General features: G+C 46.2%; 18 protein-coding genes, 1 tRNA gene and 1 riboswitch. Of the genes, 10 read left to right on the top strand and 9 right to left on the bottom strand.

Annotated features, from left to right (window positions below; translation table 11 throughout):
• Nucleotides 1-34: 34 nt before the first annotated feature.
• Both rph and MKX46_RS09475 read left to right on the top strand, forming a co-directional pair.
• Nucleotides 35-796 carry a ribonuclease PH gene (gene rph, locus MKX46_RS09480; protein WP_013311675.1) on the top strand — a complete coding sequence of 254 codons (762 nt, stop codon included), beginning with the start codon at nt 35-37 and terminating at the stop codon, nt 794-796.
• Nucleotides 796-1,428, top strand: a complete 633-nt coding sequence (locus MKX46_RS09475) for an XTP/dITP diphosphatase (RefSeq protein ID WP_341071197.1) — start codon at nt 796-798, stop codon at nt 1,426-1,428. Before rph ends, MKX46_RS09475 begins: the two co-directional genes overlap by 1 nt.
• Nucleotides 1,429-1,524: 96 nt before the next feature.
• Here the strand turns inward: MKX46_RS09475 and asnB are convergent, their stop codons facing one another.
• Nucleotides 1,525-3,369 (bottom strand): asparagine synthase (glutamine-hydrolyzing), encoded by a 1,845-nt coding sequence (gene asnB, locus MKX46_RS09470; RefSeq protein ID WP_341071196.1) that lies wholly within the window; start codon nt 3,367-3,369, stop codon nt 1,525-1,527.
• Between the two features lie 163 nt (nt 3,370-3,532).
• On the opposite strand from asnB, the gene MKX46_RS09465 reads away from it, so the two are divergent.
• Entirely contained in the window at nt 3,533-3,892 is a 360-nt protein-coding gene (locus MKX46_RS09465) for a hypothetical protein (RefSeq protein WP_013311672.1), read from the top strand.
• A gap of 324 nt (nt 3,893-4,216) precedes the next feature.
• Here MKX46_RS09465 and MKX46_RS09460 read toward each other — a convergent pair whose 3' ends face one another.
• Nucleotides 4,217-4,510 (bottom strand): DUF4870 domain-containing protein, encoded by a 294-nt coding sequence (locus MKX46_RS09460; RefSeq protein WP_016324668.1) that lies wholly within the window; start codon nt 4,508-4,510, stop codon nt 4,217-4,219.
• Between the two features lie 174 nt (nt 4,511-4,684).
• On the opposite strand from MKX46_RS09460, the gene MKX46_RS09455 reads away from it, so the two are divergent.
• The 3 genes from MKX46_RS09455 (at nt 4,685) to MKX46_RS09445 (ending at nt 7,332) form a co-directional block, all read left to right on the top strand.
• Nucleotides 4,685-4,758 (top strand) — tRNA-Arg (locus tag MKX46_RS09455).
• 450 nt (nt 4,759-5,208) lie between these two features.
• A complete protein-coding gene (locus MKX46_RS09450; protein WP_341071195.1) occupies nt 5,209-6,096 on the top strand; it encodes an IS4 family transposase in 888 nt (295 codons plus the stop codon).
• Between the two features lie 333 nt (nt 6,097-6,429).
• The gene (locus MKX46_RS09445) at nt 6,430-7,332 is read left to right on the top strand and encodes a PhzF family isomerase (protein ID WP_341071194.1); all 903 of its coding nucleotides are present in this window, start codon (nt 6,430-6,432) and stop codon (nt 7,330-7,332) included.
• Between the two features lie 161 nt (nt 7,333-7,493).
• Here MKX46_RS09445 and MKX46_RS09440 read toward each other — a convergent pair whose 3' ends face one another.
• A complete protein-coding gene (locus MKX46_RS09440) occupies nt 7,494-8,837 on the bottom strand; it encodes a 6-phospho-beta-glucosidase (protein ID WP_341071193.1) in 1,344 nt (447 codons plus the stop codon).
• Nucleotides 8,838-9,024: 187 nt separating this feature from the next.
• On the opposite strand from MKX46_RS09440, the gene MKX46_RS09435 reads away from it, so the two are divergent.
• From MKX46_RS09435 to MKX46_RS09425, 3 genes are all read left to right on the top strand, one after another.
• A complete protein-coding gene (locus tag MKX46_RS09435) occupies nt 9,025-9,999 on the top strand; it encodes a LacI family DNA-binding transcriptional regulator (protein ID WP_341071192.1) in 975 nt (324 codons plus the stop codon).
• A 141-nt stretch (nt 10,000-10,140) separates the two neighbouring features.
• Nucleotides 10,141-11,577: a transcriptional regulator gene (locus MKX46_RS09430; RefSeq protein WP_445671739.1), complete on the top strand. Its 1,437-nt coding sequence runs from the start codon at nt 10,141-10,143 to the stop codon at nt 11,575-11,577.
• A 571-nt stretch (nt 11,578-12,148) separates the two neighbouring features.
• On the top strand, nt 12,149-12,316 hold the full coding sequence (locus tag MKX46_RS09425; protein ID WP_071558335.1) for an aspartyl-phosphate phosphatase Spo0E family protein: 168 nt from the start codon (nt 12,149-12,151) through the stop codon (nt 12,314-12,316).
• Here MKX46_RS09425 and thiE read toward each other — a convergent pair.
• The 6 genes from thiE to MKX46_RS09395 all read right to left on the bottom strand — a co-directional run bounded on the left by thiE (nt 12,261) and on the right by MKX46_RS09395 (nt 18,569).
• Nucleotides 12,261-12,974: a thiamine phosphate synthase gene (thiE, locus tag MKX46_RS09420; protein WP_341071902.1), complete on the bottom strand. Its 714-nt coding sequence runs from the start codon at nt 12,972-12,974 to the stop codon at nt 12,261-12,263. The two genes, MKX46_RS09425 and thiE, sit on opposite strands and share 56 nt — an antisense overlap.
• Entirely contained in the window at nt 12,971-13,801 is an 831-nt protein-coding gene (gene thiD / locus MKX46_RS09415; RefSeq protein WP_341071190.1) for a bifunctional hydroxymethylpyrimidine kinase/phosphomethylpyrimidine kinase, read from the bottom strand. The genes thiE and thiD overlap by 4 nt, the downstream gene beginning before the upstream one ends.
• Nucleotides 13,798-14,640, bottom strand: a complete 843-nt coding sequence (gene thiM, locus MKX46_RS09410; protein WP_445671745.1) for a hydroxyethylthiazole kinase — start codon at nt 14,638-14,640, stop codon at nt 13,798-13,800. The genes thiD and thiM overlap by 4 nt, the downstream gene beginning before the upstream one ends.
• Nucleotides 14,641-14,714: 74 nt before the next feature.
• The gene (gene tenA, locus MKX46_RS09405; protein ID WP_341071187.1) at nt 14,715-15,404 is read right to left on the bottom strand and encodes a thiaminase II; all 690 of its coding nucleotides are present in this window, start codon (nt 15,402-15,404) and stop codon (nt 14,715-14,717) included.
• Between the two features lie 136 nt (nt 15,405-15,540).
• Nucleotides 15,541-15,643, bottom strand: a riboswitch (TPP riboswitch).
• Between the two features lie 177 nt (nt 15,644-15,820).
• Nucleotides 15,821-16,774, bottom strand: coding sequence for an AEC family transporter (locus MKX46_RS09400; RefSeq protein WP_341071185.1), 954 nt, complete (start codon nt 16,772-16,774; stop codon nt 15,821-15,823).
• A gap of 73 nt (nt 16,775-16,847) precedes the next feature.
• A complete protein-coding gene (locus MKX46_RS09395; RefSeq protein WP_341071184.1) occupies nt 16,848-18,569 on the bottom strand; it encodes an NAD-dependent malic enzyme in 1,722 nt (573 codons plus the stop codon).
• Nucleotides 18,570-18,966: 397 nt separating this feature from the next.
• Here MKX46_RS09395 and MKX46_RS09390 point away from each other — a divergent pair, with 397 nt between their 5' ends.
• Nucleotides 18,967-20,088 carry a glycosyltransferase gene (locus MKX46_RS09390; protein ID WP_029518373.1) on the top strand — a complete coding sequence of 374 codons (1,122 nt, stop codon included), beginning with the start codon at nt 18,967-18,969 and terminating at the stop codon, nt 20,086-20,088.

Here is a 20,088-nt window from a genome sequence, read left to right as displayed (position 1 = left end):
AGAACAGGTAGCATACGACGTAGGAGGAAAAAGCATGAGTAGATCTAACGGACGAAACGGTGATGAGCTGCGCCCGATGAAATTGACAGCAGGAGTAAATAAATACGCGGAGGGCTCTGTTTTTATAGAGGTTGGCGAGACGAAAGTCATTTGCACGGCTACTGTAGAAGAACGCGTACCCCCCTTTATGAAGGGACAAGGAAAAGGCTGGGTGACCGCAGAGTATTCCATGCTTCCGCGTGCGACTCATAGCCGTAATCAGCGTGAAGCTGCGCGTGGCAAGCTGACAGGCCGTACCATGGAAATTCAGCGTCTGATTGGAAGAGCGTTGCGTTCGGTGGTCAATTTGCAGGCGCTTGGTGAACGGACGATTACGTTGGATTGTGACGTCATTCAGGCGGACGGCGGAACACGCACAACCTCAATTACCGGTTCTTTCGTAGCGTTGGCGATTGCGGTCAATAAAATTGCTACCCAGCACAAGCTGCCTGTTTTTCCAATTACCGATTTTCTGGCTTCCGTCAGCGTAGGGGTTGTTGGTGAGAAAGCGTTGTTGGATCTGAACTATGAAGAGGATTCCAAGGCCAAAGTGGATATGAATCTTGTCATGACTGGCAGTGGAAAATATGTCGAGCTGCAAGGTACAGGTGAAGAAAGCCCATTTGACCGTAACGAGTTGGATCAACTGCTTAGCTTGGGCGAACAAGGGATTCTGCAAATGATTGAGCGCCAAAAAGAAGTACTTGGACCGATTGCTGATAAGATCGGTGCTGGACGTACAGGAGCTGGCGCCTAATGAAGCTGGATGGCCCGGTCGTCATTGTCGCTACGAAAAATAAAGGAAAGGTGCGGGAATTTGCGCATGCCTTTGCGCCGTTTGGCAAGGAAGTCAGAAGCATGTACGATTATCCCGACATTCCTGATGTCGTTGAAGATGGCAAAACGTTTGCCGAAAATGCACTGAAAAAGGCTAAAGCGGTTGGAGATGTGCTCGGATTGCCCGTGCTGGCCGATGATTCAGGCCTCTGCGTGGACTTGCTGGACGGTGCACCGGGGGTATACTCTGCCCGGTACGCTGGAGAAGGTGCCAGCGATCACGAAAACAATATTAAGCTGCTCGACGTTCTGGAATCGAAGCAGCTGGGTGATGATACGGGACAGCCTTTGTTAAGTCCGGCTCAATTCGTCTGTACCTTGATTCTGTATAATCCGCAGACTGGCGAGACGTTGGAATCGACAGGCTCTGTGGAGGGCTGGATTACTACTGAAACCGCCGGCAGCGGCGGGTTTGGGTATGATCCGCTGTTTTATTTGCCAGAGTTTGAAAAGACAATGGCCGAGCTGACGTTGGAACAAAAGCAGGCTATCAGCCACCGAGGGATAGCTCTGCGTGATTTGGCAACAAAGCTGGGTAATCCGCAGGCGTAGCATTGGTAACAGGGGCGAAATCATCCCCCATTCACATAACGAAAAAAGGCTATCCGTCAGTCATGAGCTGCGGATAGCCTTTTTGGTATTTTTAGCTTATCGAATAGCTACCTTGTAAATGCGCAACCAGTTATCCACTTGGGCCAAATAGGCAAACAACTGCGGACCCGACATCAGTTGACCAAACCAAGGCAGATTGGTGGATGCCTCCGGTGAGGCGGCAATATCGCGTACCTTTTGCGCATCAATCAGCTTGAGCAGTGGGGAAGAGGAGTCATCCAGCAGCTGCAGCGCCTGCTTTTTCACAGCCTCAAGGTAGGAAGGGTTATGCGTTTTGGGATATGGGCTTTTTTTGCGATACAGCACATCATCCGGCAGTACACCCTCCAGCGCCTTGCGCAAAATACCTTTTTCACGTCCGCCTGTCATCTTGATACTCCACGGAATGTTCCATACATATTGCACCAATCGATGATCGCAATACGGAACCCGCACTTCGAGTCCGGCTCCCATACTCATCCGATCCTTGCGGTCCAGTAGAGTAGGCATAAAGCGGGTGATGTTCAAATAGGACATGACGCGCATTTGCGCAGCTTTTCCTGTTTCCCCCGGTAGCTTCGGCACTTCTCCTACCGCTTCGGAGTAGCGGTCGTTCAAATACTCCAGCGGCTTGATCCAGTCCCGTACCTCGGGAGACAGCAGACTGGCTCTCATGTCGGGTGCAACTGCCCACGGGAATGTACCCGAATTCAGCATATCCTCCCGGTGGAACCATGGATATCCGCCAAAAACTTCATCCGCAGCCTCGCCAGAAATAGCGACCGTAGCCCCTTTTTTAATCTCCCGGCAAAAGAGATACAGCGACGAATCCACGTCCGCCATTCCGGGTAAATCCCGCGTTAGCGTGGAGTTGTTCAGAGCTGCTACGACTTCTGGCGTATCGAATTCAATCCAGTGATGATTTGTCCCTAATTCATCCACCATCCGCTGAATCCAGGGGGCATCGGCTCCGGGTTGAAACGCATGGGCTTTAAAATGCTTGTCGTTATCCACATAATCGACCGAATACGTATGAACTTGTCCCTGCCCGGTACGTTTGTAATAATCGACAGCTAATGCGGATAGAGCGCTTGAATCCAGCCCGCCAGACAATAAGGTGCACACCGGAACATCCGAAATGAGCTGCCGCTCCACCGTATCCAGCAACAGTTCTCGTACCTTAAGTGCCGTTTCTTCGGTGTTATCCTCATGCGCAATGCTTTCCAGTGTCCAGTAGGCTTGAATGCGCACGCCGTCGCGGCTGTAGGTTAGCGTATGCCCGGGGCGTAGCTCCTTCATAGACGAATAGACGCCGTGTCCGGGGGTACGTGCAGGCCCGATGATAAAGATTTCGGCCAATCCCTCGGCGTCCACTGCTGCTTCTACCGCTGGATGCTGAAGCAGTGCTTTGGGTTCTGAGCCAAATACGAATACTTCTTCGGTTTGGCTATAAAATAACGGCTTCACTCCCAGCCGATCCCGTGCCAGAAACACCTGCTCCCGCTCACTATCCCAGACCGCAAACGCAAAAATGCCGTTTAACCGATCCACACATTCGGGGCCCCATTCGATATAGGATTCGAGCAGCACCTCCGTGTCGCATTGTGTACGGAAAAAATGCCCGCGCTGTTGCAGCTCTTTTTTCAACTCAGGCGCGTTATATATTTCCCCGTTATATACAATCGTATAAGTGATATCCTCCAGCTGCCGGATCATGGGTTGAGCGCCATTTTCCGGGTCCATAACGCTCAGTCTTCGGTGTCCGAAGGCACACGGATTGGATATCCAGGTACCCGCAGCATCTGGTCCGCGATCGGAGAGCGTTTGTGTCATATTCAGCAGCAGCTCAGATTGATGCATTAAGTCTCCGTTCCACTGTATGAAACCTGTAATTCCGCACATGTCTGTTCATCCTCTCTTTGTCGTGTTCATCCAGTGTTGGAATGAATCAAAAACTAAATCCCCAGTTCAACAGTATATATGCCGAAAAGAAGCATAAAATGTCTGTCCGTTCCGAAAACTACTGATGGGGCAACCCGTCTACTCGCAAGGAAGGAGGAAGACCATGTACTACATCAAGGATGCCAAAATCCGCCGCTTCACTGAACTTGACGGAGTGCGCTGCGCTGAGGTAGAAGTGCGGCCCGGTGCCGCGGATGACCCGGAACTGCTGGTCTATATCACGGCCAAGGATCAGACGGATGGTCAGCATGACTACGACATGGTACGGATCATCCGCAATGACGCCGATCTGGAGCTGGATTGGTACGACAATAACCTGCATTCAGCATTTGAGGAAGTGACAGACAAGGCTTTTACCGACTCTACACACATTACTGCTGGTGAGGAGCGAGAGAAGTTTAAAAAAGAATTGCTCTCCTATGGGCAACTCAGTACAGAGTTCGCCAAGGAGTTCGGGGCATGAGGATATGGTGTGCTATGCCTCGGCTTCTGTTGATTTGGGCTCCGGCGCCATCGCCGGGACAGCGTGAAAGGAGGGGGAAATCATAGACGGCAAAGCGAATTATAAGAAAAATAAAGGCAGCAGTTATATTCATAACAATGAGTTCGCGGAAGAAGTACTGGAGAAAAACGTAAGACATGAGGTACGTAGAAGTCCTAAACGCTTTGGGAATAAATAAGCAGCCATAGCCATTGAACTAAATAGCAACAGCAACTCATCAAAAATAACCCTAAAGAAGCCTCTGTATCCCGCCAAATTTGCGGAATATAGGAGGCTTCTTTTGAACTAAGCCGCTTCACGCAGCGTCATAATCCCTTTGTAGATGTTATACACAAAGACCCCGAGATAGACCACTACGAATAGCAGTACAAACCCGATCACTGAACCTGCATGATTCGCCGTTATAATAAAATACACTAGCGGAATTGCCGCAATAATGGGGAAAATATGCGATAAAATAGCTTTTTTTGCATGTCCTTGAACATATTCGTCCCGTACTGCAATCCAAACAATGACAGGCACTAGAAAAGGTGCGAAGAAAATGCTGAAATAACAAAGTGACGACAAGAGACCTCTCACGGATTAACCCCTCCTTTATGCATGGTTCTTTGTACATAATACCCCGTTAGCGTCCAAATGATTCCTTTTGCAGCCAGCTTCCCTATATTATGAAAAAATGTTTTTGACAGTTGCCCGAAATGTGATATAATAATCAATGCGCTGAATACATAAGGTTTTATTGATCACCATTTTGTCCCAGTAGCTCAGCTGGATAGAGCAACGGCCTTCTAAGCCGTCGGTCGGGGGTTCGAATCCCTCCTGGGACGTCGAAGCGTTCAGATATGTAAAGTTTGAACGAAATTAAAAATGCTTCAAATCCTTGATATATAAGGGTTTGAGGCGTTTTTTCTTTTATTGGGGTTACGAAAGAAAACGTTAGAAAAAGGTGTGATTAATACACCTGTTTACACAAATTATACACACGATTTTTACACGCTATATAAACGTTCAAAAATGTCTGTTGTTTGTTTCGAATCCTGTTCACGTAGCTCTTTCATAAGGTGGGCATATGTAGAGGTAGTGATATCTAATGAGGCGTGACCAAGCCGCTCCGAAACATACAGTAAACTAATACCTTTATATAGTTAGTAGCACGCCCTGTCGAATAACCACAAAATGGTAGAACAAAGCCCACAAGTTTACGGTGTACCATTTACTCCAATACTGGTGCATGGCTGCGTTGGAACAATGGGGTAGCTATCGATCCAGCGTAGATTATGCGGCTCTCTGTGGCTTGCCCGTCGTCCACTAACTCACGCTTTTCAACCAAAGCCGCCGAAGTCCCGTTTTCCGTATTTAAGGAACTTTTCCATCTACTTGTTTGCAAATGTAACCGGGAAGCACGTCGGAAACTGACTTTCCCAAAAGAATTATTACTCATCGATTCAACCACGATGACGGTGGGAAAAACGCGTTTGCCTTGGGCTCCTTATCACGGGGAGCGTGCAGGTATTAAACTTCAAGTCGCTTTACGAGCAGAAAATGGGCAACCCCTTCAGGTGGTCGAAACGCTGGGCTCCAAGCATGATGGCCCCATGAGTGAAGCGTTGGCTCAACCGGACTACATTTTGGTGATGGACCGTGCTTATGGGAAACTGGAGCGTCTGGATCACTTCAAAACCCATGGACAATCGTTTGTCATTCGGCTTCGCGACAACGTCCATTTGGAAAAGCCTCATGCGCTACGCCGCCTTACGAAGCCAGATTCATCCGTCATTCGGGATATCACTTGCCAGTTTGGAACCCCTCAGTGTCGTTCCAGACAACGTCATCGTGTGGTGATGTTTCGGGATTTTGAAGGTCGGGAAATTCGGGTGGTTACCGATTTAATGCAGGTGACCGCAGAACAAATCGTACAGATCTATAAGGCTCGATGGCAGATTGAAGTCTTCTTTCGTTGGATCAAGCAACATTTGAATATTCCAACGCTGTTTGGTACGACTGAAAATGCGGTCTATGGGCAATTATTCTGTGCTCTAATCGTCTATGTCCTGCTCAATTGGCTATTTGTTGCTGCTCAGACTTCATGGCCCCAACATGCCGTTCTTTCCTTTGCGCGATTTTCTCGTCTATTTCTTCTTCTAAACTACCTTTTGAATGGCTGATTCAGATTCAGCGCGTTCTTCTTCAGTGCACCTCTTGTTTCATGAATTGAGTTACTTATTTTGGTTATTCAACAGGCGTGGCAGAATCTAAAAGTATCTATAATCATAAAAGATTTATTCCACTTTTAGATAAGGATTGAGAAGACCATTTCAGCTAACTGCGGCTTTAGTTTAATAACAATCTTCCATAAAAGATCGCGATTCTATAATAAGGATCAGTTCGTTTTCATTAAAGGGCCATATTATATCTTTTAATTTAAGTGAAACTGCCTAAAAAGTATGTTAATATCAGATTTAACAGACAGACAAACTAGTATTTATAGAGGCGAAATTATGAAAAAATATAGAATATATCAAGTAGACTCATTTACAAAAAATAGATTTTATGGTAACCCTGCTGGGGTTGTTCCAAATGCAAATGGACTTACAGATGAGCAGATGCAGAGAATTGCAAGAGAATTAAATAATTCGGAAACTGCATTTATTTTTGAAACAGATTCTTCAAATTATGATGTTGAAGTAAGATTTTTTACTCCAACAACAGAGGTTCCAATTTGTGGTCATGCAACAGTAGCAGCGCATTATATTTATGCAATTGAGAGAAAAATTGAAACTGGAAGAATTATCCAAAAAACAAAAGCAGGTATATTGCCTGTTGATGTTATAAAGTATGAAGATGACTATTCTATTGTAATGACACAGGGAGAACCTTCTGTATCAGAGCCTTTAAATGATGAAATAAGAAGTCAGATTGCAAATGCGTTAGGTATTTCTTGTAAAGATATTTGCATGGAATATCCAGTTGCAATATCTTCAACAGGTCATTCTAAGGTAATGGTTCCGATTTACTCCAATGAAATACTACATAGTTTAAAACCTGATTTGCAGAAGCTTACAGAAATCAGCAAGCATATTGGATGTAATGGATATTATGTTTTTACATTAAATCCACAAGAGGATATATTGGTTCACGGAAGAATGTTTGCTCCTGCAATTGGAATAGCTGAAGACCCGGTGACAGGAAATGCAAACGGACCGCTTGGAGCCTATTTGGTACACTATAACATTTTGCAAAATGAGAATGAGCAGTCTTTTGATTTTGATATTTTACAAGGTGAGGCAATCAAAAGAGAGGGAACAATGCATGTTCATGTGAAAAAGGAACAGGGAAAACCCGTATTAGTTCAAATTACGGGGAAAGCGGTTATTGCTTTTTCAACGGAGATCATACTTTAAAAAAGTCTAACAAATTTATCAATAAGCTTAATGACGGATTGTCAAGCCAAGTACAAACCAATAACACCAATGTCCCAGCAAGTACTCCTGGGACGTATAGCAAAAAGCTTCCTACATGTAGGAAGCTTTTTTGTGTTCCAGCAGGATGATTGCTGCTAGCTTTATACCGTCGCCTTCTCCTTATGAGCAAAGAACTGAGGCAGATGTTCCTTGTGTGCTTCCAGCAATTCATCCAGCACGGTTTGAGTAATGTCCCCGCTTGGTACGAGCGGATTCAGGGTGAAGGCTTGCAGTGCGGTTGCATAGTCACCAGTGACCGCCGCTTCAATCGTCAGCTCTTCCATTGCCTTCATCACTTGCAGCAAGCCCCGCTGTGCAGGTGGGAATTTGCCAAAGTTAACAGGTTCGGCACCATGGGCGCGAATGACACTGGTCACTTCGATGGCGCTATCATAGGGAACATCATCAATCGAACCATTGTTACGTGTACTAACTACCATCAATGTGCCTTTGTTGTTATAAATGGAATTAATGATCTCACAGGCTGCATCGCTGTAATGCGCACCACCGCGTTTGGATAGTTCCTCTGGTTTGTAATCCAGATTCGGATCTTTATACAATTCAAACAGACTTTCTTCCAGACGTTTGACCACTTGGCCCCGAGTTCCTTCGTTTTTGGCTTCCTCTAATTCTTCTTTGAGCATGTTATCCGTCATGTAGTAATAACGATGATAAGGACAAGGCAGCATTTTCAATTGACGAACTTGATCATACAGGAAGCGCATGTTTTTAATGTTTTCAACGACCTTCTCCGGTTTTGCGCCCGGAGCGTACAGTCCTTCAATGACTTGCTCTGTTAATTCGGCCCCTGTTTTGTCATAAACTTTGTGCCAATGAAGGTGGTTAATGCCTGCAAATTTAAAGAACAGCTCTTCTTCCGGTTTGTCCAGTACAGCCGATGCACTCTTGATCGCGCCGATTGGAACATTACATAATCCGATGACCTTATCCCACTGACCATAGCGAAGGACGGCTTCGGTGACCATACCCGCAGGGTTGGTAAAATTAATTAACCATGCATTTGGACACAGTTCTTTCATATCTTCGACGATACTGAGGATAACAGGGATGGTACGAAAAGCTTTGAACATTCCACCGGCCCCATTAGTTTCCTGACCGATCATGCCGTGCTTTAACGGAATACTTTCATCTTTAATCCGAGCTTCCAGCAAGCCTACCCGAAATTGGGTTGTTACAAAATCGGCGTCCTTCAACGCTTCCCGGCGATCCAGGGTCAAATGTACCTCACAATCAATGCCTGCGGCCTTTACCATCCGTTTGGCCATGGCGCCTACGATCTCCAGTTTTTCACGTCCTGCTTCAATATCTACCAGCCACAATTCCCGAATGGGAAGCTCTGCATAACGTTTGATGAAGCCTTCTACTAATTCTGGTGTATAGCTGGAGCCTCCACCAATGGTTGCAATCTTTATGCCCTTTTTCATAGTTAGTGCCTCCTAAGTATGTTTTGTAAACCGCTTTCTTAAGCACAAATTCACTGTAATCCCTGTAATGCATTACAGGTCAAGCGCTTTTAAAAAAACTTATTTTGGGCGGGTGACAATTATAGGGCGGGCGCCACGAACATGCTAAATACGAACATGCTAAAATAGAAAGAACGAGGTGAGAAAAATGGCGAATATTCATGAAATTGCAAAGCTGGCGGGTGTATCCTCGGCTACGGTGTCCCGTGTCATTAACAATCATCCGTACGTAAGTGAACCGACAAGGCAGCGTGTGCAGGAGGTCATAGATCGACTGGATTATGTTCCTAATCTTAATGCAGTATCTTTAAAAAAGGGGATGACCAAGCTCATAGGGGTTATTTCACTTTCTTTTAATGATTCATTGGGTTTATTTGTGCGCGGATTTACAATGTATGCCCAGGAGCATGGCTTTAATATAGCGCTGTTTATTACCAATGGGGAGAAGGAACGAGAGCTTGAAGCACTGGAAATGTTGCGGAGAAAGCAACTGGACGCCTTGGTCTGTATGATTCGCGTTAATGAGTGGAGTGTGATTGAGCATTATACAAAATATGGTCCGATTGTGACCTGGCAGCGTGTAAACATTGAGGCAATCCCGTCTGTATTTATGGATCAGTATCAGGGCTATACGCTGGCGTTGGAACATTTGTACGCCCGAGGATACCGAAAAATTGTGAATGTGTATGGCAGCATGCGGGGGTTGAATACGAAAGAACGCATTCGAGCTTATCATGACTTTTGCGAAAAATATGATTTGGATGCTGAAGCCTTCCCGCATTTTTATGATTTAAATTCAATAGATGCTGGTGAACAAATAGCTCATTGGTGGGCAGAACGAGAACCAACAGACAGACCGGATGCCTTTGCCTGTTCTACCGATTATTTGGCAGCAGGTCTTTTGACTGAAGCACGGAGACTCGGTGTTTCTGTCCCAAGCGATTTTGCAGTAGTAGGCTTTGATAATACCGAAATCTCACATTTGCTTGATTTAACAACGATTCATTACCCGATAGACAAGCAAGCTGAGAATGCGTTCATTATGATTCGCAATGCTCTGGAAGGGCTGGATGAAACGATACATCATCTGGAATTCAAATTAGTAGAGCGAGCGACCACCTGAATTCTGAAAGGGATTTCATATTAGTGGTTATTAATTACCATATTCAAGTTTATGTAGTAGGAATAATGGAAGAAAAATGTTGACACCTGTTAATGCTTGGTGAATAATGTGAGGTGAAAGTACAAAATTTGGATTTTTTGTATGAAGGGTGGTTATGACTTGGGACATACACCTACGATTTTGGCGAAGTTAGAGGATTATTTAGGGGAAAATGATTTGACGCTGGCACAATTTGCCGAACGATCAGGTGTCCATCAAAGAACACTTAATAATTGGATTGCCAAGCATCGTCCTGTTGCTATACATCAGCTAGATCGAATTACTTGGGCTATGGGACTACCAGAAGGTTTTTTTTACGAACTATACATAGATAACTACATCATTGAGCGTTCCCCGGATTGGAGGCGAATTGAGCCGTTGTTGTTTCGCTGTGCGGAACTGGACAAGTTGGATGCTATCCAGCTTGTAGTAGGACACATTATGGATAACCTTCTATATTCCCCAAAGTTATTTGATGCAGCAGAAAAACTATTCGCACAAGGCCAGCACAATGCTGCATTGTTGCTCTACGAAGGGATTGCGGAAGGCGAGAAGTATCAGCACTCTGAACGCTTGGCTATCTGTCAGTATCGTCTGTTTACCATTCAGGTGGGGAACAATCAGATCCGAAATCTCAAGGCGGCTACACGATTTGAACCCTTTGTCGAACGGCTGGATGAAATTGATCAACTTGATGCGTTAAAAGATTTGGCGAATGTGTATCGTTCTCTGCGTGAATGGGACAAGCTTGACGCAACTGCTCGAAAAATGAGAGCCAAAGCGGAGATCCAATATTCTTTGAAACATCAAATGAAAAAGCGAGAGTGGGAGGAGGCTGAACAGAGGCTGAGTCGCCCGATGTTTGTGTACATTACCTATGCTGATTTATTGTGTGCGAGTGTCTGTGAGGCCCAAGGCGATTATCAGCAAGCATTACAATTTACAAATGCCTACGCAGATTTAGGTTGGGTGATCGAGTCAGACCAGGAAACCCAACACTGGGTCAACTTGTTCAAGCATTGGGCAGAAGGTAATACTTATGTAAATAAACTCCTATCTGGAGATACGAATGTGCTTCCTCATTATGTTGAATATATTGCATCCACATCAATCACTACCGAGAATGAAAAGTTATCCAAGTTGCTGAACGTTATGATAGCTGCTAACCGATATACAATAGATATCAATGATGTCCTTTCACGTTTTGAAGTGGAGATTAATTCTTTTGCTCTGCTATCACAATCTACTGATATGTACACCCAACAAGTGATGCCGGATTATTTTGCATGGTTTGGTTACGAACTGGCTTATTACTATTTGAAGCGGGGAATGTACAACGATGGCTTTAAACACTTAATATATGCATTGATAAAAGCCCATATATTAAATAATGAGACTTATTTTATAAACTGTACGGGACTTTTTGCACATTTTCAAGCACATGCGCTTCCCGAAACAAGGGAAGAGTATTTCAAACTATTAGAAAAGGTGTGGTTAGACAATGTTGAAAAAAATGATTCTGCTGGTCATCGCAGCTAGCTTCTTGTTTATTTTCACAATGCCTGTTCATTCGCATAACCAAAATCAAAGAATAACACCTCAAGTACAAATTGGAGGTGCTTAAACGGCTAGAAACAAAGGAAATTACCACCGACCAGTTCAAGTTGGGGGAGTACTGCGGCTATTAACCAATATTTATATTTAATGATTTTTTGGGTGGGATGATATTTTGGCTTTTGATTTAATACCATTCATACTTAACATGCTAGTTATTCTGATTTCTATTGCTGGTGGAGTGCTGTTAATTGGAGTATTGTACAGAGGATATACACTGCTAGGATTACTTATTTCCGAGAAAAAGGACAATGAAATTAAACAAAATAAGGCTAATCTCTAGGTCAGAATTGGTATGTATGCTTTAATAGACATTGGATTTCTTTATGAAAAGGACCTCTGTTCCACTTATAAGTGGAACAGAGGTCCTTTTAACGTGGATTTAGGGATATCTTTGTTTATGCAAACTTTTGGGATGTTCTTTTTTTGTTAGGCGCATTATTAAAAAATCCAAAAAACGTCTTTTTGTTATAAAATATGACATATAGGAGGGATCATGCTGATGAACCAAGGTGTGACTTTACTTTGTGTCGAACGAGCTAGGAAGAAACTGTACCAGGTCCAGAAAAAGTATGGATTTTTAACACATCCCAAAGTGATAGAACAATCTAAAAAGCTGGATGATCTGTTGAATCATTATCAAACATGTAGATCGGATCATTGAGAAATGAGACCATATTTTTCTTTAATTCCTTGACCGCATCTCTAACCTGCTTTGTCTGTGTCACGGCTGAAATCACCGCCACACCATCTGCACCTGCACGTGCGACTTCTTCAACACGGTCCACTGTAATACCTCCGATTCCAACAATCGGCACATCAATTCCCGCTTTACGCATCTCATATAAAATTGCTGGCCCATGTACAGCATGGGCATCATCCTTCGAGAGGGTGGGATAGATTGGCCCGACGCCAAGATAATCAGCACCTTGCAGGATGGCTCGACGTGCTTCCTCAATGGTATGGGCGGAGACGCCGAGAATTCGATTTCCGATTCGCTCGCGGACAGAATCGGCGGATTCATCGTCCTGACCGATGTGAACACCGTCAGCGTCGAGTTCAAGAGCCAACTCCACATCGTCATTGATGATGAAGGGGACACCAGCATGACGGCACAGTTCCTGTAGCTGGCGCGCAAGTTCGAACATAGGGATACCCGTTAACGCGCCATGGCCTTTTTCCCGGAACTGGACCATGGTTGCCCCGCCAGCCAGAGCCTCCTGCACGACCCAGCCTGGTTCCGCGAGGCAATTCACGCTTCCAAGCACCAGGTACATCTGTAGCTGGCGGCGCACCACCTCTGACAATATTCTGCCGCTCATAGAAGCATCTCCTGACGACGTCGGTAGGCCCAATGATTGGTTGGGCCGTGTCCCTGTCCCAGAGACAACGTATTCTCAATCGCCGCCTGGATGAAGGCTTTACCATTCGAGATAGCCTCCGGTACAGACATCCCTTTCCCTAATTCCGCGGTAATCGCTGCCGAGAAGGTGCACCCAGTTCCGTGTGTATGAACAGTCCGTACTCGCTTGCCGCACAGCTCTGTAAAGGCGGTTCCGTCAAAGAGCAGGTCAACAATCTGTTCGCTGCTCTCGCCCTCGTCAGCGTGACCACCCTTGATCACAACGAATTCTGATCCCATACTGCTAATATGTCTTGCAGCCTCGCGGCGATCCTCCATCGTACGGATGCTGATCCCTGTCAGGGCTTCCGCCTCCGGAATATTCGGTGTAACGACCAGGGCCAAGGGGAGCAAGTCGTCCTTCAAAGCCTGCACCGCTTCCAGTTGCAGCAGCTCAGCGCCTCCCTTGGCAATCATCACGGGATCGACGACGACCTTTTTCCAGCCGAACTTTCGGATCTGCTCGCTCACAAGACGGATGATACCCGCATTAAACAGCATGCCAGTCTTCAGGGCATCCACTCCAAGGTCTAATCCTACAGCTTCGATCTGTTCCGCTGTTGCTTCCGGTGGCAGCGGATATACGCCGTGGACCCCTAAAGTATTCTGTACGGTAACGGCCGTAATAGCCGACATACCGTATACGCCAAGCTCTTGAAAGGTTTTGAGATCGGCCTGAATTCCGGCCCCGCCGCCACTGTCCGAACCGGCAATCGTCAGCGCTCTGGGTACACGAACGTCTGTCATCGCGCACCACCTGCTGTGGTTGTTCCGGCTTCACGGACCGTGACATGCCCCTCCAGCGAACCTGTATGTAGTTTGGAGAGCTCGTCGAGAAAGGCAATCTGGAAGCTGCCGGGCCCCAGCTCTGCGGTACGTGCTGCGGCTCGGGAAGCTGCTGCACCGTAAAATGCCAAGCCTGCTGTACCTGCGAGCAGCAAGTTGGGTTCAACAGCTGCAAAGGCACCTAACACAGAGGTCAGCAGGCAGCCTGCTCCGGTTACCTTCGTGAGCAGCGCGTCTCCGCCGCTAATCATTCGTACTTCGGCCCCATCAGTGATGACGTCCTCCTTTCCAGTGATGACTACCATTGTATTGAGCGTTCGAGCAGCCCGAATTGCCAGATCGACATTGCCGCTGTCAGCACGGTCACCAGCATCTACGCCTTTAATCTCACGCGCTTCTCCAACAAGATGCGCGACTTCGGCTGCATTGCCCCGCACCAACGAGATTTTGACTTCACTCAGGATTCGCAGTGCCGATTCGGTTCTAAAGCTCGTTGCTCCCGCACCGACCGGATCTAGCAGGACTGGAACACCGTGTGCATTTGCTGATTGTCCAGCAATGATCATGGCATCCACCAGTTCGCGGTTCAGCGTACCGATGTTTAACACAACGGCCCCCGCTATTTTTGCCATGTCTGCTACTTCCTCGGGTGCATAGGCCATCACCGGGGAGGCGCCCAATGCATACAGGCCGTTGGCCGTAAAGTTGGTGACTACCACGTTGGTCATATTGTGAACGAGGGGGTTGCTGTTTTGTACCTTCGTCAGGAGATCTAAATAACTTTTTTCCCATGTACTCATCATGATTATCCTCTCTATAGTTGGTGGTTCAACAGGACATTAAACGTACTTCACGCATCGAATTGACAGGCTGACTATTCCAAGACCGCTGCCTGCATCTGGACCGGCCATTCTTCCTGCTTATAAGCCATGTCCCAGAACTTATATTCCAGCTGGCAGCTCAGTATAAAATGCTCAATCATCCGCTCCCGCTCAGCAGCCGTTGCGCCTTCCGCCCAAGCATCTACACGTTCTCGGAACTTGAGTGTTGTATCATTAAGCTGGTCTCCATAGAAGCCCATCCATTCATAGAACGGATGGGACTCATCCGGCTTTACTTCATCCAGTAGCCTGCGGCCAATCTCAACATACGTCCACATACATGGCAGCAGCACAGCCAAGATCTCGCCCAGGCTACCCTCATGCGCAACCGTCAGCATGTGACGGATATAGTGATGGGCCGACGGAGCGAGTGGATATCCCTGCAACTCTTCATAGGTCACCCCTGCGACAGCACAGAAATTTTGATGCGGATGAACCTCGCTGTGGAGAATAAAAGAGATTTGTTCATTAAATACAGCCATGTCTTCCCGATTGGTGCATTTGGAGATTGCGATACCGTATATCCGCATGTAGGCGTTCAAATATTCAAAGTCCTGTTTTACATAGTGAATCAGCTGTCCCCTTGTCAAACTTCCTTTAGCAATACCTCTCACAAAGGGATGCTCAAAAATCGCTTGAAAAATGCCGTCCGCCTTCCGACGAAGTTCTTGTGTAAAACTCAAATTCCCCACCTCCATTAAATTGAAGAGCAAGAAGTCCTGTAAGGATACAATTCCGGAACAACGCTAAAAAGCCGCCCCGGAAAATGGAGCGGCTTCAACAATAGGCCCAATGCGCAAAAAAACGCTTGAAACCTTATATATAAAGGCTCCACTTTCCTACGCTAGTGCGAACTAGATCAGGTTCAAAGGGTCCAAGATACGTTCTTGTCTCAGCCATAGTGGCTCCCCTAGTGGACTTCTATTCTTTTGACTATTACTGTACATTCGTTCATACGCTATGTCAAACATACGTCTATCTGGTCAAAGGTCAAGTGACAGAGCAGAAGTTCGCTTTCGAGGGAAAAAGTGCTGGAGAAGGTCAGTTCCGTCTACACAAAGGAGTTCGCGGCAGGCTCCAGTGTCTAAATAATCAGAATTTATACCAAAAGAGAAATCAGAACTGGGAGTGTAACGAGCGATATGACAGCACTGATGACAAAGGAGGAGGCTGTTTCTGATTCCAGGCTTTCAAAACGCGTAGCGATCATCGCAGCGACTGCTGAACCCGGGAAGGAGACGAGCAGAACTGCCTTCACAGTATCTGCAGACGACAGACCGCACAGGTAGGCGATCAGCAGCATTAATAATGGCTGTACAATTGTTTTTAACAGTGCGATGGCAAAGGCACTTACACTAAAACTAATGTTGCGTACGCCAATGGTCACTCCGACAGCGAATAAAGCGGCTCCGGACGTAATGTCTCCGATTTGATTCAACGATTTGTTCAACAAATCCGGTGAATGGAAGCCGAACAAGGTCAAAATTACACCAATCAGTGGAACCAGCACCAGCGGTTCTTTTAAGCCATGAAGAATGGAGTCCCAGATTAACCTTCCGAGGTGACCGTTCCGTTCCTTGCCTGAATTCCGGCTGGCTACGGTAGCTATAATGGTAGCCGCCGGGTCAAGGACGGCATTGACTACAATTCCCGTAAGCGCAATCGGAATGGCGACAGCAGAGGAACCGTAGATGGCTCCAAGCACCGGAATACCCATAAAAGCAAAGGTAGGCTGTGCTGAGTTCAAAGCAAACATGGCGGCATCCTTCACTGACTGCTTCCCCGCAAAGCGGGACAGTAGAAGGAGAACGGCAAAAAAGCCGACAATGCCAATGAACAGAGCCAGCAGGAATGGCCATTGCTCGATGAGTGCTTTCCTGTCCGTTGTCGTGATACCAATGAATAGATGCGCAGGCAGTGCAAATTTGGTAACCAGTGCATTTAGGGCCTTGGAGGAAGAGGCATCAAAGCTTTTGTAATGCCCCGCTAACCACCCTAAAATAATTACGAAAAAAATCGGCACCAAAATATACAAGATATGTCCGACACTCATAGATCGATTCTCCTTGCTTGAACTGACGTATTCTGCCTGTCTGAACAAGGCAATATTCTTCCTAAACGGGGCATTAGTGAGGGTGATGAATTACACTTTCTACTGCTTTGACCTTCGTATATTCCGGTTTCCACATTGCATTTCGTATAGCTTGTTCCACATTTGAAATGTGTGCCTGGGCTACCTGATCCTGAATCGCGGCTTTCGCAACCGCAACCGCAACAGCGTACGAAACATCACGTAATTTTCGGATATGAGGGAGCAGCGCACCGCCAGGCTTATTCGAATCCACGCCATTGGCAACGGCATCTGCTGCGGCTGAAAACATGGCAGGGGTAATCCTTTTGGCTTTCACTACAATCGCACCCAGACCTAGTCCCGGGAAAACAAAGGCATTGTTCGCCTGTCCAATTTCAAATTCCGTACCGTTATAGGTGACGGGCTCAAAAGGACTTCCGGTAGCGATCAATGCTTTGCCATCGGTCCACTGTATCAAATCCTCGGGTACCGCTTCGGCAAGGTTTGTAGGATTGGACATGGGCATGATGATCGGGCGTTCCACATGCTTGGCCATTTCCTTGATAATCTCTTCTGAAAAGGCACCTGCTACACCGGAAGTTCCGATCAATAGAGTAGGCTTCACCTGACGGATGACCTCCAGCAGTGGTATTTTGCCGTCATCCGACCGCGTCCATGAGCTGACCTCTTCTTTTTTACGTACATATGGTTTCTGATAATCCAGGACATCTTCCATATCGTCCGTTAACAGTCCGCGGTAATCAAAAGCCCAAAATGGCTTGAATGAATCTTCCTCCGAAAGACCATCCGCGATCATGGCTCCCCGAATTTGGTCAGCGTTGCCGATTCCTGCTGCCCCCGGGCCAAAGACAACTACTTTTTGCTCACGCAGCGGAATCTTGGTGACACCTACTGCCGAAAGAATCGCAGCCAAGGTTACCGCTCCTGTGCCTTGTATATCATCGTTGAAGGTGAGAATGCTTTGTCCGTATTTTCTTATAATATGGCGAGCATTTACGCTACCCACATCTTCCCAATGTAAAAGCGCCTTCGGGAATTGAGCTAACGTTTTGCTGATAAAAGTATCAATAAACTGGTTATAGGCTTCTCCGCGAACCCGTTTATGGCGGTTTCCGATGTACAGCGGATCATTCAGCAGCTTTTCATTATTCGTGCCTACATCCAGTACAATGGGCAGCACCCGCCCTGGATGAATGCCTGCCGCAGCCGTATACACTGCAAGTTTGCCAATAGCAATGTTAATCCCCCCGACACCCCAGTCCCCAATCCCCAAAATACTTTCGGAATCCGTCACGACGATCAGGTCCACATCCTCGCCGCTCAAACCGGAATTATAGAATGCTTGTCCAATACCGTTCGGATTATCTATCGACAAATATACGCCCCCAGGACGGTTGTACTCGTGACTGTATTCTTGAATCGCAGTTCCTACGGTCGGCGTGTAGACTACGGGCAGCATTTCACTCAAATGATCGGTTAACAGCCGGTAGTAGAGGACGACATTTCGATTATGAAGGTCGTTGAGAGAAGCATTTTTACGCAGCATGGTGGGTTGTGCCAGAAACTGCTGATATGCCCGTACGCTCTGTTTCTCTAATGAAAGGACGGTGGGAGGAAGGATTCCTTCCAAACCCAGTTCTTTGCGTTCTTCTTCTGTAAAAGCGACACCTTTGTTCAAAAGGGCATTTGCTAACACATCCTTTCCCCGCAATGGAGTAGATAATGACCCATCGCGATTGACATAAAAAGCTTCCATAAAAAGACCTTCTTTCTTTTCATTTTCATGATTATTCATGACGAAAGATGACATGTTGTCCATAGTATAGACATGCGAATCTGTTTTATTCATCTATCTTTCTATGACAAAATAACCATATTCATTTCTTTCTATTGATCTAAAAGAACCGATTTTCGATATAGATTCGCTAACTAATTCTGATGATTTTGGTTCTAATGGATCGGGTCTAAATACTCTGGTTTTATCAAGTATGAAAATCAGTTTTTCTTCTCTTATTCCCTTATATATCATGGAGTGTCAGCTATTTTGTTAAGAAAATATGAAGTATTTGGGCATTAATTTAACCCCTATAAACAAACATTTTTAATTCTTTTTCAACAAAATAGAACTATTCGGAGGAAAAGGAGAGGTTTGTGTGCAGGGACCTATAGCCATTTTTAGCGATAATGACAGGGCTATTGATTATCCCAATGTAATTTGTTTTTACCAATATATACAGTGCAAGGACACGGAGGCAGCTTCAGTCTACGAGAACGCATGTTGCTGCTTGATTGATTATAGGGAGCCGGGGGAGGCGGTGCGGAAAGCCAATCAGATCCGCAGCCAATTTCCGCAAATGCCATTGTTACTGGTGACGGATGTAACATTTCCGTTCAGTGATCAGCATATGGTGCAAATCACCGGAGTAGGCCGTTTGCGACTGCTATTTTGGCAAGCCAATGACACCGAAGAAATGCTTTCGGAAATACAAAGCTTGCTCTATCCCGAGTATTCGACCAAAAGCCAACATATTGCATTTATCTTGTCTGTATATAACGAAGAGCAACGTTTTGTTCATGTCAAAACCTTTGCTGAACGACTGCAAGCCTTTATCCGTAGCCATATTATTGAAGGTTCGATTTATCTCATTGATGATGGCAGCCACGATGGCACCCATGCCTTGATTAAAGCGCTGGAGGCAGCAACGGACTTATCCGTAAACCGGATTAATCAGAATCTTAGTCCGCTGCTTCAAACAAGGGAATTGGGACGCAATACACGTAAGGCAGGGACGTATCTGGAAGGGATGCGGACCATTGGTGCGGATTACTACGTATTTGTGGACGCGGACGACTCCTTTTTTATTGAGGATATTGCCAGAATGATTAATGTTGTTCAGCAGGGCTATTATGATGTCGTGATCGGAACCAAGGATATGACCGCCGAGAATCGGTCTTTATTGCGATCTGTTGTCAGCTTTGGTAAGCGGGTCATTTCCCGTCCTTTTTTACCCACAGGTGTGGTGGATTCCCAGACTGGGCTTAAAGTGATGAGTTCGGTTGCAGTGAAACGGATGTTTCCGCATTTAAAGGAACAGCTCGGATTGGCGCTGGATCTAGAAATGATGTTTATTGCCAAGCGACTCCAGCTTCGTGTGCTGCAATTACCCGTCAAATGTATTGACCGCGATGGATCGCACATCCATGTCTGGAAGGATTCCATTCGTTTTTTACGCTCTATCATTGATATTTGGCGACTGGATCGGCGGGTGAGATAA

The sequence above is a fragment of the Paenibacillus sp. FSL P4-0113 genome, from assembly GCF_038009305.1.
In the GTDB taxonomy this organism is placed as follows: domain Bacteria; phylum Bacillota; class Bacilli; order Paenibacillales; family Paenibacillaceae; genus Paenibacillus; species Paenibacillus polymyxa_D.
The sequence above is the reverse complement of the archived record's forward strand: the minus strand, read 5'-3'. Positions and strand labels throughout refer to the sequence as shown.

What these genes read in the sequence shown, in the direction of transcription:
- rph (WP_013311675.1), top strand. Translation starts at nt 35, where the DNA reads ATGAGTAGATCTAACGGACGAAACGGTGATGAGCTGCGCCCGATGAAA.
- MKX46_RS09475 (WP_341071197.1), top strand. Translation starts at nt 796, where the DNA reads ATGAAGCTGGATGGCCCGGTCGTCATTGTCGCTACGAAAAATAAAGGA.
- asnB (WP_341071196.1), bottom strand. Translation starts at nt 3,369, where the DNA reads ATGTGCGGAATTACAGGTTTCATACAGTGGAACGGAGACTTAATGCAT.
- MKX46_RS09465 (WP_013311672.1), top strand. Translation starts at nt 3,533, where the DNA reads ATGTACTACATCAAGGATGCCAAAATCCGCCGCTTCACTGAACTTGAC.
- MKX46_RS09450 (WP_341071195.1), top strand. Translation starts at nt 5,209, where the DNA reads ATGCGGCTCTCTGTGGCTTGCCCGTCGTCCACTAACTCACGCTTTTCA.
- MKX46_RS09445 (WP_341071194.1), top strand. Translation starts at nt 6,430, where the DNA reads ATGAAAAAATATAGAATATATCAAGTAGACTCATTTACAAAAAATAGA.
- MKX46_RS09440 (WP_341071193.1), bottom strand. Translation starts at nt 8,837, where the DNA reads ATGAAAAAGGGCATAAAGATTGCAACCATTGGTGGAGGCTCCAGCTAT.
- MKX46_RS09435 (WP_341071192.1), top strand. Translation starts at nt 9,025, where the DNA reads ATGGCGAATATTCATGAAATTGCAAAGCTGGCGGGTGTATCCTCGGCT.
- MKX46_RS09430 (WP_445671739.1), top strand. Translation starts at nt 10,141, where the DNA reads ATGAAGGGTGGTTATGACTTGGGACATACACCTACGATTTTGGCGAAG.
- MKX46_RS09425 (WP_071558335.1), top strand. Translation starts at nt 12,149, where the DNA reads ATGCTGATGAACCAAGGTGTGACTTTACTTTGTGTCGAACGAGCTAGG.
- thiE (WP_341071902.1), bottom strand. Translation starts at nt 12,974, where the DNA reads ATGAGCGGCAGAATATTGTCAGAGGTGGTGCGCCGCCAGCTACAGATG.
- thiD (WP_341071190.1), bottom strand. Translation starts at nt 13,801, where the DNA reads ATGACAGACGTTCGTGTACCCAGAGCGCTGACGATTGCCGGTTCGGAC.
- thiM (WP_445671745.1), bottom strand. Translation starts at nt 14,640, where the DNA reads ATGAGTACATGGGAAAAAAGTTATTTAGATCTCCTGACGAAGGTACAA.
- MKX46_RS09400 (WP_341071185.1), bottom strand. Translation starts at nt 16,774, where the DNA reads ATGAGTGTCGGACATATCTTGTATATTTTGGTGCCGATTTTTTTCGTA.
- MKX46_RS09395 (WP_341071184.1), bottom strand. Translation starts at nt 18,569, where the DNA reads ATGGAAGCTTTTTATGTCAATCGCGATGGGTCATTATCTACTCCATTG.